The sequence below is a fragment of the Anaerolineales bacterium genome (genome assembly GCA_016928575.1).
GTDB lineage: Bacteria > Chloroflexota > Anaerolineae > Anaerolineales > RBG-16-64-43 > JAFGKK01.
Genome location: JAFGKK010000023.1, coordinates 35,162 through 50,142, shown reverse-complemented (window position 1 = coordinate 50,142; position 14,981 = coordinate 35,162). Strand labels below are relative to the sequence as shown.

At 63.5% G+C, this 14,981-nt stretch carries 11 protein-coding genes; 9 read left to right on the top strand and 2 right to left on the bottom strand.

What is annotated here, in order from left to right; all coding sequences use genetic code 11:
* On the bottom strand, window positions 1-387 hold a 387-nt coding region (locus tag JW929_03730; GenBank protein ID MBN1438497.1), incomplete at its 3' end, for a DUF4372 domain-containing protein.
* 1,055 nt (window positions 388-1,442) lie between these two features.
* A complete protein-coding gene (locus tag JW929_03725; protein ID MBN1438496.1) occupies window positions 1,443-1,826 on the bottom strand; it encodes a GxxExxY protein in 384 nt (127 codons plus the stop codon).
* A gap of 322 nt (window positions 1,827-2,148) precedes the next feature.
* On the opposite strand from JW929_03725, the gene JW929_03720 reads away from it, so the two are divergent.
* The 9 genes from JW929_03720 to JW929_03680 all read left to right on the top strand — a co-directional run bounded on the left by JW929_03720 (window position 2,149) and on the right by JW929_03680 (window position 14,958).
* A complete protein-coding gene (locus JW929_03720; GenBank protein MBN1438495.1) occupies window positions 2,149-3,057 on the top strand; it encodes a glycosyltransferase in 909 nt (302 codons plus the stop codon).
* Entirely contained in the window at window positions 3,047-4,684 is a 1,638-nt protein-coding gene (locus tag JW929_03715) for a hypothetical protein (protein MBN1438494.1), read from the top strand. The genes JW929_03720 and JW929_03715 overlap by 11 nt, the downstream gene beginning before the upstream one ends.
* Window positions 4,671-6,275 carry a hypothetical protein gene (locus JW929_03710; protein ID MBN1438493.1) on the top strand — a complete coding sequence of 535 codons (1,605 nt, stop codon included), beginning with the start codon at window positions 4,671-4,673 and terminating at the stop codon, window positions 6,273-6,275. The genes JW929_03715 and JW929_03710 overlap by 14 nt, the downstream gene beginning before the upstream one ends.
* Window positions 6,276-6,277: 2 nt before the next feature.
* The gene (locus JW929_03705) at window positions 6,278-7,927 is read left to right on the top strand and encodes a hypothetical protein (protein MBN1438492.1); all 1,650 of its coding nucleotides are present in this window, start codon (window positions 6,278-6,280) and stop codon (window positions 7,925-7,927) included.
* Between the two features lie 615 nt (window positions 7,928-8,542).
* The gene (locus tag JW929_03700) at window positions 8,543-10,408 is read left to right on the top strand and encodes a hypothetical protein (GenBank protein ID MBN1438491.1); all 1,866 of its coding nucleotides are present in this window, start codon (window positions 8,543-8,545) and stop codon (window positions 10,406-10,408) included.
* On the top strand, window positions 10,393-11,568 hold the full coding sequence (locus tag JW929_03695; GenBank protein ID MBN1438490.1) for a glycosyltransferase family 4 protein: 1,176 nt from the start codon (window positions 10,393-10,395) through the stop codon (window positions 11,566-11,568). Before JW929_03700 ends, JW929_03695 begins: the two co-directional genes overlap by 16 nt.
* Complete coding sequence (locus tag JW929_03690; GenBank protein ID MBN1438489.1) at window positions 11,565-12,728, top strand: glycosyltransferase family 4 protein; 1,164 nt, start codon at window positions 11,565-11,567, stop codon at window positions 12,726-12,728. The genes JW929_03695 and JW929_03690 overlap by 4 nt, the downstream gene beginning before the upstream one ends.
* Window positions 12,725-13,909 (top strand): glycosyltransferase family 4 protein, encoded by a 1,185-nt coding sequence (locus JW929_03685; GenBank protein MBN1438488.1) that lies wholly within the window; start codon window positions 12,725-12,727, stop codon window positions 13,907-13,909. The genes JW929_03690 and JW929_03685 overlap by 4 nt, the downstream gene beginning before the upstream one ends.
* The gene (locus JW929_03680) at window positions 13,906-14,958 is read left to right on the top strand and encodes a glycosyltransferase family 4 protein (GenBank protein ID MBN1438487.1); all 1,053 of its coding nucleotides are present in this window, start codon (window positions 13,906-13,908) and stop codon (window positions 14,956-14,958) included. The genes JW929_03685 and JW929_03680 overlap by 4 nt, the downstream gene beginning before the upstream one ends.
* The last annotated feature ends 23 nt before the right edge of the window (window positions 14,959-14,981 follow it).

Genomic DNA, 14,981 nt, shown 5'->3' with positions numbered 1-14,981 from the left:
GGCATCCAGACTGATCAACGGGTTCTTGAACCGGAACTTCCGCTTCCGTTTGCCACCCCACTGTCGGCATTGGACCAGTAGATGCTCAAATAATTCCTGATAAACCTGCCAATGACGATGTTTATTGGCGTAGGCCAGTGTCGATCGGGACGGGGACTTCTTCAGGTTCAGGTGGATGAGTTTTCCCCCGGCGCTAGCCAATCCGCCAGATATCTCCCGTAGGGAATTGGCGCCGGCTAATTGAGAAAACAACATGGAAACGAACTGCTCCCAACAACTAAATCCTTTTGCATAACGTTCGGCTTTATGGTGTTTGATGGCTTGTGCGAACGTGGCTCGGTCGACCAAAGCGAGGATTTGCGTGAAACAGCTGGCTGCCTTTATCATTGGGTTGACCTCTTTCCGGGTAGGATGGTTGCGTCACAACGATTCTATCCCGTTTAGAGGTCACTTTTTTTAACCCGATCTTGGACAAGAGTGATGCAATATATTATTTTTTCGGCAATAATTAAGAATTATCCGCATTCGACCGGAGAAATAATTCGGATTTTTAGATTGAATACGAATACAAAGGAATTGATTTGGATTTCCGATCCGGGCGTCGATTCGTACGTTCCTGTTTGGATAGAGGGACCTGAATAATCGGGAAAATCTCGACATTATACAAAAGATAGAAGGTTTCCTTACAAATAGGGTGGCAGCAGTCGCGATAAGACACGCCCGCTCAGTGAAGCTGTGTGTTTTTAATAAAAAGTACGCGGATTCATAGATTGAATGGAAAAGCTGTCGCTGAGAAAAAACTTTATGTGCCTTTTGTGGTAAATCAATAGCCACATAAGGCATAAAAAGCACATAATAATTCTTCCGGTTTTTATTCTTGGTGGGTTGAGGGTAGTCGGTTCCCAAAAAACCCCTTATGTACCTTATGTACTTTTTGTGGCAAATCAATGGCAACATAGGGCACAATAAGCACAAAATAATTCTTCGGATTTTTTTCTTGGGGAGTCGAAGGTGGTCGTCTTCCCTAAAAACCTTGTGTGCTTTTTATGGGAAATCAATGGCCACATAAGGCACAAAAGTCACAAAATATTTCCCCCGTTTTTTATGAGAAGTGAATAGAGGGTAGTCAGTTTCCGAAAAGACCTTATGTGCCTTATGTGCTTCTTGTGGTAAATCAATGGCCACATAAGGCACAAAAGGCACAAAATAATTCTTCGGATTTTATTCTTGGAGTCGAGGGTGGTCGGTTTCCCAAAAACCTTTTGTGCCTTATGTGCCTTTTGAGGGAAATCAATGGCCACATAAGGCACAAAAGGCACAAGGAAATCTTCTGATTTTTATTCTTGGGGAGGCGAGAGTAACCAGTCTCCGAAAAAGACCATATGTGCCTTATGTGCCTTTTGTGCTTTTTGTGGCAAAAAAGGCCACATAGAGAACAATAGTCACAAAATTAATTTCCGGATTTGGATTTTTGGCGTGCCGAAATTTATGAGCATTGCGTCGCGGCAATTGGTTGCCCGCAGGTATCCCAATGTTTGCGCAAGGTGTTCTTCCGCCAATGATTTGCACGCTTTCAACTCCACGATCAGGCAATCTTCGACGAATAAATCGACGAAGTAATTACCCAGTGGAAATCCATCCTCGTCGTACACCCGCAAAGGTTTTTGCCGCTCAACCCTCATTCCTGCTTTTCGGAGCCGATGCAAAAGGCCGTTCTCATACACTTTTTCAAGATGTCCGTGACGCAGGTACGCATGGAGCGCAAACGCGACCTGCCGGACGTTGTTGCATAATTCCAGGATGATGGCTTCGTCTCTGGTTTCCATTTCTCCCCCCTTTTTATGGAACTAATGGAATATCAAGAATTTTATGTGCCTTATGTGCCTTTTGTGGCCATTTGATAGCCACATAAGGCACAAAAGGCACAAAATTATTTACCAGAGGCGCTTCTATTTTCCGGTCGAATGAATGTCGATCTCAGTCTGACGGATACGGTTGCACGGGTCGAGAGTGGCCTCTTCATTTCTCAATATATTCTCCCCCTTTAAAATATCCGAATTATTCATAGGACCTTATGTGTCTTTTGTGCCTTTTGTGGCTATTGTACCCCTTTATGGGATCGGCCTGCCCTTCGGTATAATCGAAGGGATGGCTTCCGACCCCCTGTTTTCGATCGTCATCCCGTCCTACAACCAGGGCGCATTCCTCGAGGAGTGCCTGTGTTCGGCGCTGGATCAGGCCTACGCCCGCAAGGAAGTCATCGTCGTCGACGGCGGCTCGCAGGACGCCAGCCGCGAAATCCTGCTTAAATACGAGCGGCGGCTGGATTTCTGGGTCAGCGAGTCGGACCGCGGCCAGGCCGAGGCGGTCAACAAGGGCTGGGCCCGCGCCAAGGGCGAGGTGCTGGGATGGGTCAACTCCGACGACCGGCTGGAGCCGGGCGCGCTCGCGGCCGCCGCCGCGGTCTTCGCGGCCCATCCCGGCGCGGCGATCCTCTACGGCGACGTGCAAGAGATCGACCACCAGGGCCGGACGCTCGGCGAGAAGAAGATGGCGGGATACGGATTGCGTTCGCTTCTGCTCGGCAAGAACATGGGCCAGCCCGGCGTATTCATCCCGCGGATGACCCGCGAGGCGGTGGGCGGGCTGAACGAGGACCTGCATTTCGCGCTCGATTTCGAGTTCTTCCTGCGGATTTGGAACCGCTTCCCGGACGGCGGCGCGCACATCCCCCAGACCGTCGCCGCCTCCCGGGTGTGGCAGGCCTCCAAGACCCTGCACCAGGGCGGGCGCTTCGGCGATGAATACAAGCGGGTTCTGGAAGAATATTTCGCCGATGAAAAATTGCCGCCGGAGGTAACGGCCCTGCGCCGCCAGGCGTTCTCGCGTTCGGTGTATTTCCGCCAGGCGCGGATCTTCCTCCGCGGCGGGCGGATCCGCGCGGGGGCGGCGAATCTGATCCGGGCGATGGCGCTCGAGCGCTCCCCGCGCGAGGCGGCGCGCTTATGCTACGCCGGGCTGCGGGCGCTGTGGGAGCGGGGCAAGCATGCATCATAGATCCTTCATCAGGCGGCATTGGCCGCTCCTGGCCGCGGCCGCCCTCTGGCTGGCGATCTTCGCCGTCACGCTGGTCCAGATCCTCTCGATCTCCGGCGGCAAGCTTATCTACGCTTCCGACGACGTCTACATCCACATGGCCATAGCTAAGAACCTCGCTCGCCACGGCGTGTGGGGCGTGACGCCCTACGCCTTCACCTCCTGCGCCAGTTCGATCCTTTGGCCGATCCTGATCGCGCTCACCTATGTGATCTTCGGGGTCAACGAGTGGAGTCCGCTGATCCTCAACCTGGGGATCTCGATCCTCGTGCTGGGCGCCGTCTACCGCGGGATGCGGGCGCGCGGGCGGGGGAATGCAACTTGCGCGGCGGTCCTGACACTCTTGGTGCTGTGCGTCCCGTTCGCGGCGATCACCTTCGACGGCATGGAGCACGTCCTGCAGATCCTGGTCTTCGTCCTCTTCGCCGAGTGGCTGATCTCCGTCTTGAAAGAAGAGGGCCCGGACAAATTCGACGGCCGCTTGATCGCGCTGGGGTGCACGCTGACCCTGATCCGCTATGAAGGGTTGTTCCTGGCCGGAGCGGCGGCCCTACTCCTCGGTTGGCGCCGGCGGTGGAAAACGGCGGCGGCGGTGATCGTTACGGCCTGCCTGCCGGTGGCGCTGATGGCGCTGGTTTCGCTGGCGCAGGGTTGGTATCCGGTGCCGAACTCGGTGCTGATCAAGAGCGCGCCGTTCACCGACATCGTCCCCGAGGCGCCGGCCCAGATCCTCACCCGCCCGTTCCGCTACCTCACCGGGCGGGATTACATCCTGGCGCTGGCCGTGTTGACCCTGCTTTCCTGGCTGTTCCTTGCCCATAAAGAAGAGCGGGAGAAGCTATTCGCGCGGATCGCCCCCGGCGCGTTCTTCCTGATGATCGCCTTCGCCCACGGGACGTTGATCAACATGGAGTGGTTCTACCGCCACGCCGCCTACCTGATCGCGCTCGGCGTGTGGGCCCTCGAGGCCGCGGCGCCGCCGGGCGGCTGGCGGTTGCGGCTGCCCTCCGCCGCCGCGGCGCGGATCGCCGCCGCGGCCACCGCCGTTCTGCTCGCCGTCCCGTTCCTCGGCCGGGCGCAGGGCGCGATCCTCCACACGCCGCCCGCGGCGCGCAACATCTACGAGATGCAATACCAGATGGCACTGTTCCTGAAGCGCTACTATCCGCAGGGGCCGGTGGCGGCCAACGACATCGGCGCGGTTTCGTTCTACAACGAATTCCCGCTGCTGGACCTCTATGGGCTGGCTTCGATGGATGTGGCGCGCGAAAAGCTCGGCGGCACGTACGATACGGTGGAAATCGCGCGGCTGGTGAGTGAAAGCGGCGCGCAGGTGGTGGTCGTCTACGATTACTGGTTCGACCGCTACGGGGGACTGCCCGAGGGATGGGTGAAGGTCGGCGAGTGGCATTTCACGGATTGCTACGTGTGCGGCGGCGACACCGTCTCGTTCTACGCGCCGTCCCCGGACCACGCGGACCTTTTGCGCTCGCAACTGGTGGAATTCGAGAGTTCGCTTCCGGAGCGGGTGGTGTTCGTCCCGGCGGAGGAGCTCGGGAGAACGGAGGAAACGCATGGCGGCGGATAAGGAATCCCTAAAACCGGCATGGCGCGCGCATTGGCCGCTCCTGGCCGTATTGGCGCTGGCGGCGGTTCTGCTGGGGATCGCGCTCGCCGGGCAGACCGCCTCCGGGCGGGTGATGCTGGCCGAGGAAGACGCCTATCAGCGCCTGGCTCTGGCTAAAAATTTGGCCCAAGGATTCGCGTGGGAGATCGTCCCGGGCGAGTTCGCCTCCGCCTTCGGGACCCTGTTGTGGCCGATTCTCCTCGCCCCCGTGTTCTTCCTGCTGGGCGCCGACGCCCTGTGGGCATGGATTTTCAACGCGCTCCTTTCCGCCGCGCTGATCGTGCTGGCCTATCGCGCCGTCCGCAAGGCGGTTGCCGCTCCGCTGGCTCAGGCTCTTCTGCTCGCGGTGCTGATCATCGCCCTGCCGCTCGCCCCGCTCGCCGCCTCCGGGATGGAGCACGTGTTGTTCCTCGTCCTCCTGCTCGCCTTTTTGGAATTGTGGGCGCGGCGGATGCAATCCCCCGCAGAGGCGGGCTTTGCGCCGCTGTGCGTCCTGGCCGCGCTGCTCGCTGCAACCCGTTACGAGGGCCTGCTGGTGGCCGCGATCGCCGGCTTCTTTCTTTTACTGCGGAGGGATTGGCGCGCCGGCCTGCTGATTCCGTGCGCGGCGGCGCTTCCGACGGCGGTCTTCGGCTTCTTCTCCTGGCGCGCCGGCTGGCTGCCCGTCCCGGCGTCGGTCTACCTGCGCCGCGCCGAGCTGATCCCGGCGGACCTCTCCGCGGCGCCGGCGGTGGTCTTCCGCTCGCTGAACATCCTCGGCCTCAATCCGGGCCTGCGCGCGCTCGTGCTCGTCGCGGCCCTCCTGCCGGCCTGGCTTGGATTCACCGGCCGGCTCGGGCCCGTCCGCGAACGCGGCTTCTTCGCGCCGGCGCTGGCGGTTCTTGTCATCCTCGCCGATCTCACGCTGATCGGAGACCTCGGATACCGGTATGACGCCTGGCTGATCCTGCTGGGGTGCTGGGCCGTCCTGCCGGGCTTGGGAAAGATCCTGCCCGCCGATTTGCGCGCCTTGCGCGACAACACGGTCTCTCTGCTGGCGGGCGCAGGCTTGGCCGTCCTGATCGGATTTCCGCTTCTCCACCGCGGCGTTCAGGGCGCAATCCAATTCGGCGAGTCGCTGGAACGCTACCAAGGGGTCCGGCTGGCCGCGGCCGGATGGATTGCGGATTGCGGATCGGGGATCGTGGCGACCGACTCGCCCGGGACGGTCGTCTTCCTGGCCGGGAAGGACGAAGTGGTGGATCTCACTGGCTTCGTCGGCCTCGCGGCTTTCCGGGAACGCCGCGGCGGAGAACTGAGCGCCGAATGGATGCGCTCGGAGGCGGAGCGCAGCGGAGCGTGCGCCGCGCTCATCTTCCAGCCGGTGATCCAGGTCCGGGCCGCGCAAGTTTGGATCCGCGCGGGCGGATGGGTGCAAGCGGAGTGCGCCGCGTGCGGCTCGGCCGAAATTTTCCTGGTGCGCGAGGACGACGAATTGCGGCGGTGCACCGACGCGTTCCTGGCGGATCTGCCGGATCACGGCGTTGTCCGCAAATTGGAGGGCGGGAAATAAGGATGCGCCGGGCGGCGGATTTTTTCCGCGGGAACGCGGTCCTGCTTGCGGCCTACGCCGCCGCGGCCGCGGCCGCGGCGGTCCTCCTGCTTGCCATCCTGCGCCAGACCGGGGGCCGCTTCATCTATAACCTCGACGACGCCTATATCCACCTCGCGATCGCCAAGCACATCGTCCGGGACGGGGTGTGGGGAGTCACGCCGTACGGTTTTTCCTCCTCCTCCAGCTCGATCCTCTGGCCGCTGATCCTGGCCGGGTTGATGCGGGTCTTCGGCGACCGGGAAATTTTTCCGCTGCTGATCAACGTCGCGGCCGCGGGCGTCCTGCTCGCCCTCTGGCGCCGCGAATGGGCCTCCCGCGGCGTTCGTCCCCCGGGCCAGTTAGCCCTCTTGGTCGGCGGCATGCTGGTCCTTCCTTTGTGGCCGCTGGTCTTTAACGGCATGGAGACGACACTGCAAACGCTCACCGCGGTGGCGTTCTGCGCCGCGGCCGTGCGCTTCCTCGCAGGCGGGCCGCCGGCGCGCCTGCTCCCGCTGTGTGGATGGGCGGCGCTGGCCGCGGCGGTGCGCTATGAAGGCTGTTTCCTCGCCGCCGCAGTGTGCCTGCTCCTCGCCCTGCGCGGGCGCTGGAAAGCGGCGGCCGCCGTCGGCCTATCCGCCGCGCTTCCGGTCGTTCTGTACGGGATTTATTCCCTGAGCCAGGGCTGGTCCTTCCTCCCCAACTCGCTGCTGATCAAACATGGCGGCGTAGATTGGACCGATCCGGTCTCACTCTGGACCATGGCCGTCCGGCCGTTCCTGCCCGTCACCGACATCGAGGGGCCGCACCTGCCCTTCTGGCAGTCGCTGGCGGTGATCCTCGGCGTGCTTTTGCTCCTGCGTGCGCGCGCCGAATCCAAAATCGCCTTTTGGGACCCGCGTGTTCTGCCCGCCGTCCTCTTCTTCCTCGCCGTTTTGATGCATTCGATATGGATCACGGCCGAAATGTTCTACCGCTATCAAGCATACCTGAACGCGCTCGGGATCTGGGCGGTCGGCTGTCTGGGGGTGCCGGCCGTGGATTGGGCTGGACTGCGCCGCAATGCGGCCGCCGCGGTCGCGGCGGTTGTCACCGCTCTCATAATCGGGATTCCGCTGGCGAACCTCGCGGTCCAGCCGCTCTGGAAGACGCCCGCCGCATCGCGCAACATCTGGCAGCAGCAGTATCAGATGGGCCTCTTCCTGCGGGAATATTATCCGCAGGGCGTCGTCGCGGCCAACGACATCGGGGCGATCGACTACTTGGCCGACCTGCGCCTAGTCGATCTGTTCGGGCTCGCCTCGCGCGAAGTGCTGGCGGCCAAGCTGGCCGGCGCCTGGCAGCGCGACCTGGCCGGCGCGCTGGAAACGCTCACCGCCGCGGAGGGGACGCGGATCGCGGTCATTTACGACAGCTGGTTCGGGTACAATCCGGAGACGGGAGCCGCGTCGGTCCCCGCTTCCTGGATCCGCGTCGGGGAGTGGACCATCCCCGGCAACGTCGTCTGCGGCAGTGCGACCGTGACGTGGTACGCGGTCCTGCCCGAAGAGGCCGCCCCGCTCCGTGCCGCGCTGGAGGCCTTCGAAGGGAAATTGCCGGCGGGGGTAAAAGTGCGGTATTTCGAATTGCTATAAAGGCCGCCCGCCGACATTGCCATCCCATCCTACCTCCCCCAACCCCTCCTCCCTTCCCGTATTACGGGAAGGGAGGAGGGGAATGTCACGAGCGCTCTTCCCGAGCGTAGCGAGGGATAGCGAGTGACAAGGGGAGGTGGGAAGGGATGGAGAATGGGAGGACGGCGTCCCTAAGGATGCCCTGCAGTCGTTTGATCGTCATCCCCGAGTGTCTTAATCGGGGATCCGGGATTTTTCGGGCTGGGTGCCCGCTGAGAGCACCCCCGCTCCGCGAGGGCGAGCGCGGGCATGACGACCTAATGGACGCCGTGAGTATCAATAGGGCATTTCCCAAGGAGCGGATATGAGAAATCATAGTCTCTGCTCAGCTTGTTTTGTAGTAGAGGGATATCCTGCCCTTTTCCATCCTCACCTCTATCCCCCGTCCCCTTCCCCCTCTCCTGACTTATGTCAGGAGAGGGGGAGGGGGTGTAGGGGTTGGGGGTGAGGATTGGATGACGGCGGGAGGCTGAGAAGCACTTACAAACCATGAAGATATCTTGGATGCTTCCAAACTTGTCAGGGAAATCCGATCGAATATGACGTTCGCCGAATCGTGAAGAGGACCCTGTGCGCGTGAAAAAGCAGCTGCCTTGGGAAATAATTCTCGACTGGGGCTGGATCCTGGCGGTGACGGCCGCCTCCAGCCTGATCTTTTACGCCGCCTGGCGCGAATCGGGGCCTTTCGACAGCCCGGACATCCGCACCCATCAGGCCAACGCGATCGAATTCATACGCAATGGGGTGATCCCCTACCGCGGACAGGGGCTCTCTTATTCCGGATGGGGCCCGCCCGGGACCTCGTTTCTGATGATCCCGGGGGTCCTGCTGTTTTCGGATCCGCGGCTCGCGGAAGTCCCCGGCGCGGTATTGCTGCACCTCGGCCTGCTGGCCTTCCTGTTCTTCCTTGCGCGGGATACGATCGGCCGGGTTGCGGCCTGGGCGGCCGTCCCGCTGGCGGGATTCCTGCCCTTGGTCGGACCGTCGCTTTGGCCGAACGGCCATCCGTTTTTCGTGGCGGGAATGGCTTACTTCCTGGTCCGCTGGGTGCGCGGCCGCTCGCCGCATATGTTCTCCGCCGCGTTCCTTCTGGCCGGCTTGGGGATGTACGTCTATTTCACGTTGGCTCCGGCGCTGGTCGCCATGTTGGTGATCGCCCTAGTCTTCCGGCCGCCGATATCGCTCCGCAGCCTGGCCACGGTCCTCCTGCTGTTGTTCCTTATCTGGCTGCCGTATTTAAATTTCGAAGCCGGGCGTGGCTTCGTGGATATCGGCAGCATGATCCTGCGCCGGGATCTCGAAACCGGAGCGGCGCAAACAACGGCGGACGTGGATTGCTACGCCACCCTTCCCGGCGAAACGGATTTTCAGGAGTGGAATTATCTCCCCTGGACCGCGGAGTATGATGCCAACCGGATGGTATACGCCGGGACGGGAAGGCTGGCGTCGCTTACCTGGCTGGCTTGCACGCTTTTTAATAAGCTGGACCGCAATTTCGATTCGGGGTATTTCTTGTTCGGCGATCCGGCCTGGCCGACGGGGATCCTCTTCGGCGCATACCTAACCGGCTGGATGATTTTATTCCTCTGTTGGATCGCCGGGTGGAAGCCTGTCTCCGGCCTAACCGAACGCCTGCGCGCCGCGCCGCTTTGGAGATTTTTGCTTGGAGGCGGAATCGGAGCCGGGATCCTGATTCTGATTTCTCAGCCGGCGTTGGTCGGCGCTTTCCTTCCGGGCGATTCGGGAGCGTATCATTCCATGGCGCTGTTGCTCGGCCAGGTCCGGGCATACGGCATCCTCGTGTGGGTTTCCGGCGCGCTCGCACTGCCGATCGCTCTGCGGCGGAAGGCGCCCGTCCGCGAGACGGGCGTTCTGGCGATAACGATCGGCGTCTGCGGCGGATTGCTGTGGGCGCTTTCCGAACTTGAGCGCTCGTGGCGGTTCTATTGGTTCTGGCCGCTGCAGTCGGTTGCGGTCGCCGCCGCGCTCGATGCCGTCGTGCGCTCGGCCAAACCCCGCCGCTGGCTGCCGGCCGCCGCGGTCCTTCTAGTCATCCTGTTCTTCTTCCCATACCGGTCAGCGTCTTCCAAAATGGAGTCGATCGTGTCATCGGGATACGGCGGCCGGGAAAGCGGGCAGGTCGAAGCGATGGCTTGGCTGGCGTCGGCGGCGGAGCGCCGGCCTTCCCAAACGGTTCGGATCGGAGTGGTTCGCTTGGGCGGCGAGGGGGATCCCACGCGGGCGTGGGGCTGGCTGGAATTCGGCTTGAAGTACGTGTATGAATCGCCGAACGCCGCGGTGGCCGGCCAGGGTCCTCAGGACGATTACCGGGTGGTCGAGTTCCTCGGTGCGGATCAGGACGCGCATCCAGACCCGTGCCCGTGGGATGGATACGAACTGGCCTGGGAAGGCCGGAGGTACGCGATATGCGCGCGGCGGTGAAGGCGGAGGCGGACCGGCTGCGGATCGCGCTCCCGACGGGCATCTTTCCGCCCGACATCGGCGGCCCGGCTTCTTACGTTCCACGGATTGCGGATTCGCTCGTTGCGCGCGGGCACGCAGTGGAGGTGTTGACTCTGGCGGACGATCCCGTCGGAGGGGATTACGCGTTCCCGGTGCGCCGCATCCGCCGCGGGATGCCGAGGCTCGCGCGGATGCGGGAGACCGTCTCCGCGATCGCGCGCTCGGCCGGCGGGGCGGACGTGATCTATGCCAACGGCCTGTTCATCGAGGCGGCGGCCGCGGCTGCGCTCGCGCACCGGCCGCTGGTGATGAAAATCGTCGGCGATTGGGCCTGGGAGCGCGCATCGAACCGGCGCGCCGGCGACCGAGACATGGCGGACTTCCAGCGCCGCCGCCAGCCGTTGAAGTTCGAGCTGATAAAGCTCCTGCGGAGCGCGGTCTCGCGCCGCGCCGATCGGATCATCGTCGCCAGCCGGTTCTTCCATGGGATTGTGGCCGGCTGGGGCGTCGATCCGCGGCGGATGGCGATCGTCCCCAACGCGGTCGTTCCGTTCCCGGATTCGCCGCCCGAGGAGTTGCCGCCGTTCCCGGGGCGCACGCTGGCCGTGGCGGCCCGGTTGATTCCTTTCAAACGGATCGACGGTCTGATCCGGCTGCTCGCATTGCGGAGCGACCTGCGGCTGGTAATCGTCGGCGACGGCCCGGAACGAGGAGCGCTGGAATCGTTGGCCGCGGAAATCCACGTTCGGGAGCGGGTTCTTTTCACCGGATCCGTCCCGCGGGCGCAGGTCGGCGGCTTCCTCCGCGCGGTGGACGCGCTGGTGGTGAACTCCATCAACGAGACCTTTTCTTATTCGGTGATCGAGGGATACGCCGCCGGCGTGCCGGTGGTTGCCTGCAACGGCGGGGCCGTCCCGGAGTTGATCGCTGATGGGGAAAACGGATTGCTCTATCCGCCGGACGATCTGCCGGCGCTTTCGGAAGCGCTGACGCGGCTGTTCTCGAATCCGGATCTGCGCGCTGCGCTGATCGAGGGCGGACGGAAGGCGTTCCTGGATCGCTACCAATGGGAGACGCTGGTGAAGCGGACCGAGGATGTGCTGATGCGGGCGGCGGGAAGGAGCGCCGCGGCGCGATGAACGTGCTGATGCTGGGCGTCGGCGACGACGGATTGAACGACCGGACAAGCGAACCCGTGCGGCGGCTATCGGAGTATGCGCGCCGGGCCGGCGGCCGGATTGATCTCATCGTGGACGCGCTGAAGCCGGGGGCGGACGAATTCGGCCCGTTGACCGTCCGGCGGACCGGCGTAAAGCGCATCGGCTATGCGCCGGCGGCGTACACGCTGGCCCGCGAGGCGGCGCGCGTTCATCCGCCGGACCTGATCGCCTCCCAGGACCCGTTCGCCACGGCGCTGGTCGGACATTTTCTGCGCCGTTCCCTGGGCCGGCCGTTGCTCATTCAAAACCACTCCTGCTTTCTGTTCAACCGGCATTGGATCGCGGAGCGGCCGGTGACCTTTCGCGGGCTGCACCTCCTCGCGCGCTTCCTGCTTCCGCGCGCGGACGCCTGGCGGGTGGTCAACACCCGCGAACGCGAACTCTACGTCCGCAGACTCGGCCTGCCCGCCGGGAAGGTCCGCGTCCTGCCCGTCCCCTGCGACATCGCGCTGTTCTCCGGAAGCCGCTTGGCGGATTCGACGGCCAGGGCCCGGGAGCGGTTGGGCTTCGCGGCTGATGCGCGGATGATCCTGTGGGCGGGCCGGCCGGTCCGCTTCAAGCGCTTGCCGTTGTTGTTCTCCGCATTTGCGGAAATCCGCGTCCGTTTTCCCGGAGCGCGCCTGGTCGTCGCCGGGCGGAAGGAATTGGCGCAGGAGGATCTGGACCGCGCGGCGAAGCGGGCGGGACTTGGCGGATCGCTGGTGTGGACCGGCGCACTCGCCTTGCAGGACTTGGCGGGAATGTACGGTGCGGCCGACGTGTTCCTCTATCCGTCGATCTACGAGGGCTTCGGCCGGGTCCTGGTCGAGGCGGGCGCGGCCGGCCTCCCGGTCGTGGCGACGAGGACCGCCGGAGCGGAGGACATCGTCGCCGACGGCGAGACCGGCCTGCTCGCGCCTGTCGAGGACGCGCGAGCCCTCGCGCAAAACGCTTGCGGGCTTTTGGCGGATGTGGAAAAACACTCGCGCATGGGCTCTGCGGCGCGGACGAGAATCCTCAGCCGGTTCGATCCCGATCGACTCTTCGACGGGATCGTCGCGCAATGGCGGGACGTCGCCGCGGCGGGGGTTTCCCGATGAAGCCGCCCGCCGCGCCCCGGCTGCTGTATCTGCTGCCGCGCTACGACGCCGAATCGGCGGAGCATCTATACCACCTGTACGATTTTCTGCGGAACCTACAGAAACGGGTCCCGGTCGAGATCCACGTCGAGCGGGCGACGGGTCCGCTGCCAAAGGATCCGCCGCTGCATCCCCTGCGGATCCGCCTGCCGGCCCTGCGGCTGTTCGAGGAAGCGCTCGTGTTCCTCGCCGCCCGCCTGCGGGGGATAGAATTTTTTTACGTCCACTATTCCTACACCGCCGCCGTCGCCGCCTCGATCGTCGTCCGATTGCTCGGCGGGCGGGCGTATTACTGGAACTGCGGCATGTACGCCGACATGGGGCCGGAGCCGGGCGAGCCGTGGCGGCGGAAACTCGTCTTTGGCTGGAATTGCTTCTGCATCAACACCTCGGTCCGCCTGTGCACCGATTTCGTGACCGGCACGCCGCGGATGGCGGAGTATTACGCCCGGCACGCGCGGATCCCGCTGAAAAAAATCATCGTCCTCCCGAATTTCGTTGACATCGAACGGTTTCAAGCGGTGGACCGGGACGATGCCCGGCGCGCGCTGGGCCTTCCGCCGGACCGCAAAGCGGTGCTGTTCCTGCACCGCGTCTCGCACCGCCGCGGCGCCGATTTCCTCCCCGGCCTGGCGCGGTCACTCCGGTCGGCGGCGGGGCCGTTGACCCTGCTGGTGGCCGGCGGGGGGCCGTACCTTTCCGAACTGCGGCGGCGCATTTCCGAGCTTGGATTGCAGGAATCGTTCGATATCCGCGGCCAGGTTCCCAATCGCGATGTGCCGGTATTTTTCCGCGCCGCGGACTTGTACGTCATGCCGTCCGACGTCGAGGGGTTTCCGCGCGTGCTGATCGAAGCCATGGCCGCCGGATGCCCGTTCGCGGCCTACGACGTGGGCGGCGTGCGCGATGTGATCGCGCCCGAACAGGCGGAATGCCTCATCGAAGCCGGCGACCGCCCGGCGTTTGCCGCGCTGTGCGAGCGCGTCCTGCGCGATGAACGCCTTCGGCGGGCTTGGTCCGCCGCCGGCGAAAGGCGGGTGGCCTTTTACTCCCAGCCCAGGGTGCTGAACGCCTTTGTTCGCATGATCGAGGGGCGCCCGCTGGATTGGCCGTCCTTCTTTTCGAGAGAGGCCGGCGAATGACTCCGCCGTCGAAGAACCGTATCGCCTGGGCGGGCGCCTGGAGCCGCGGCCACAACAACGCCCGCCAGGAGGAGCTGCTGCCGCGGCTGGATCGGGTCGACCGGTTCTATGTGGATATGCATCCCTGCTGGCCGATCCGCGGGGTCCGCCGGCGGATCTGGCTTCCGCTGTTGATGCGCTGGCTGGGCGCGCGCTATCCGCTTGTCTATTGCACCGATTGGCGGCAGATCAGGCGGATCCACAACGCCGTGGTCTGCGACCACGACGATCCGCTGTTCGGCGCCGAGGAAATCCGCGAACTCAACCGGCCGAACGTGGCGGCGGTGGTTGTCACCAGCGAATCCGTCTCGCGGCGCCTAGCCGATCGCGGATTGCGCAATCCGGCCGTCGTCATCCCGCAGGGGGTTTCCACTCCTTCCGTGACCCCGGAGCAGGTGAAGGCGGCGCGGGAGGCTTGGACGCGGTCTGCGCGGGAGGTGGTGGCGGGGATCCACCAGCCGCATTTCGAGTTCTCCGACGAGCTGCCGGCGGATTCGCTGCAGCAGATGTACGCCGTGGACCGGCTGCTCGAGGCGATGGAATGCGCGCGCCGGAAGGAACCGCGGCTGGTCCTCTGGCTGGTGGGCGAACCTAGCCGCAAGGTGCGGGAATATGCGGAGCGCAGCCCATGGGTCCGGCTGACGGGCTACCAGCGGCGGCCGGCCTTGATGGAATACGTCGCCGCCTTCGACATCGGGTTGTATCCGCGGGCGCTGGATTTGATGGGCCGAGCCAGCATCAAGGTCCTGGAATATATGGCATGCGGTGTGCCGGTCGTCGGCTTCGATGTCGAGGAAATGGTCCCGGTCAAGGAAGCCAAGGCGGGCATCGCCGCCCGCGATCCGGCTGCGTTCGCCGCCGGGCTTATCGCGCTGGCGCGGGATAAGCCGGCCCGCGCGCGGATGGGCGCACACGGGATAAAGGCGTCAGCAGCCTATCATTGGGAAGTGCTTGCCCAGCGGTACGCCGAACTGTTGGACCGGTGCCTGGAGCGGAGCGGAGAGCGATGAATGGAGTCAAAAAACGCCGTGCG

Excerpts from the sequence above, each read along its gene's own strand:
- JW929_03715 (MBN1438494.1), top strand. The coding sequence starts at position 3,047 with ATGCATCATAGATCCTTCATCAGGCGGCATTGGCCGCTCCTGGCCGCG.
- JW929_03725 (MBN1438496.1), bottom strand. The coding sequence starts at position 1,826 with ATGGAAACCAGAGACGAAGCCATCATCCTGGAATTATGCAACAACGTC.
- JW929_03705 (MBN1438492.1), top strand. The coding sequence starts at position 6,278 with ATGCGCCGGGCGGCGGATTTTTTCCGCGGGAACGCGGTCCTGCTTGCG.
- JW929_03695 (MBN1438490.1), top strand. The coding sequence starts at position 10,393 with ATGCGCGCGGCGGTGAAGGCGGAGGCGGACCGGCTGCGGATCGCGCTC.
- JW929_03720 (MBN1438495.1), top strand. The coding sequence starts at position 2,149 with ATGGCTTCCGACCCCCTGTTTTCGATCGTCATCCCGTCCTACAACCAG.
- JW929_03685 (MBN1438488.1), top strand. The coding sequence starts at position 12,725 with ATGAAGCCGCCCGCCGCGCCCCGGCTGCTGTATCTGCTGCCGCGCTAC.
- JW929_03680 (MBN1438487.1), top strand. The coding sequence starts at position 13,906 with ATGACTCCGCCGTCGAAGAACCGTATCGCCTGGGCGGGCGCCTGGAGC.
- JW929_03690 (MBN1438489.1), top strand. The coding sequence starts at position 11,565 with ATGAACGTGCTGATGCTGGGCGTCGGCGACGACGGATTGAACGACCGG.
- JW929_03710 (MBN1438493.1), top strand. The coding sequence starts at position 4,671 with ATGGCGGCGGATAAGGAATCCCTAAAACCGGCATGGCGCGCGCATTGG.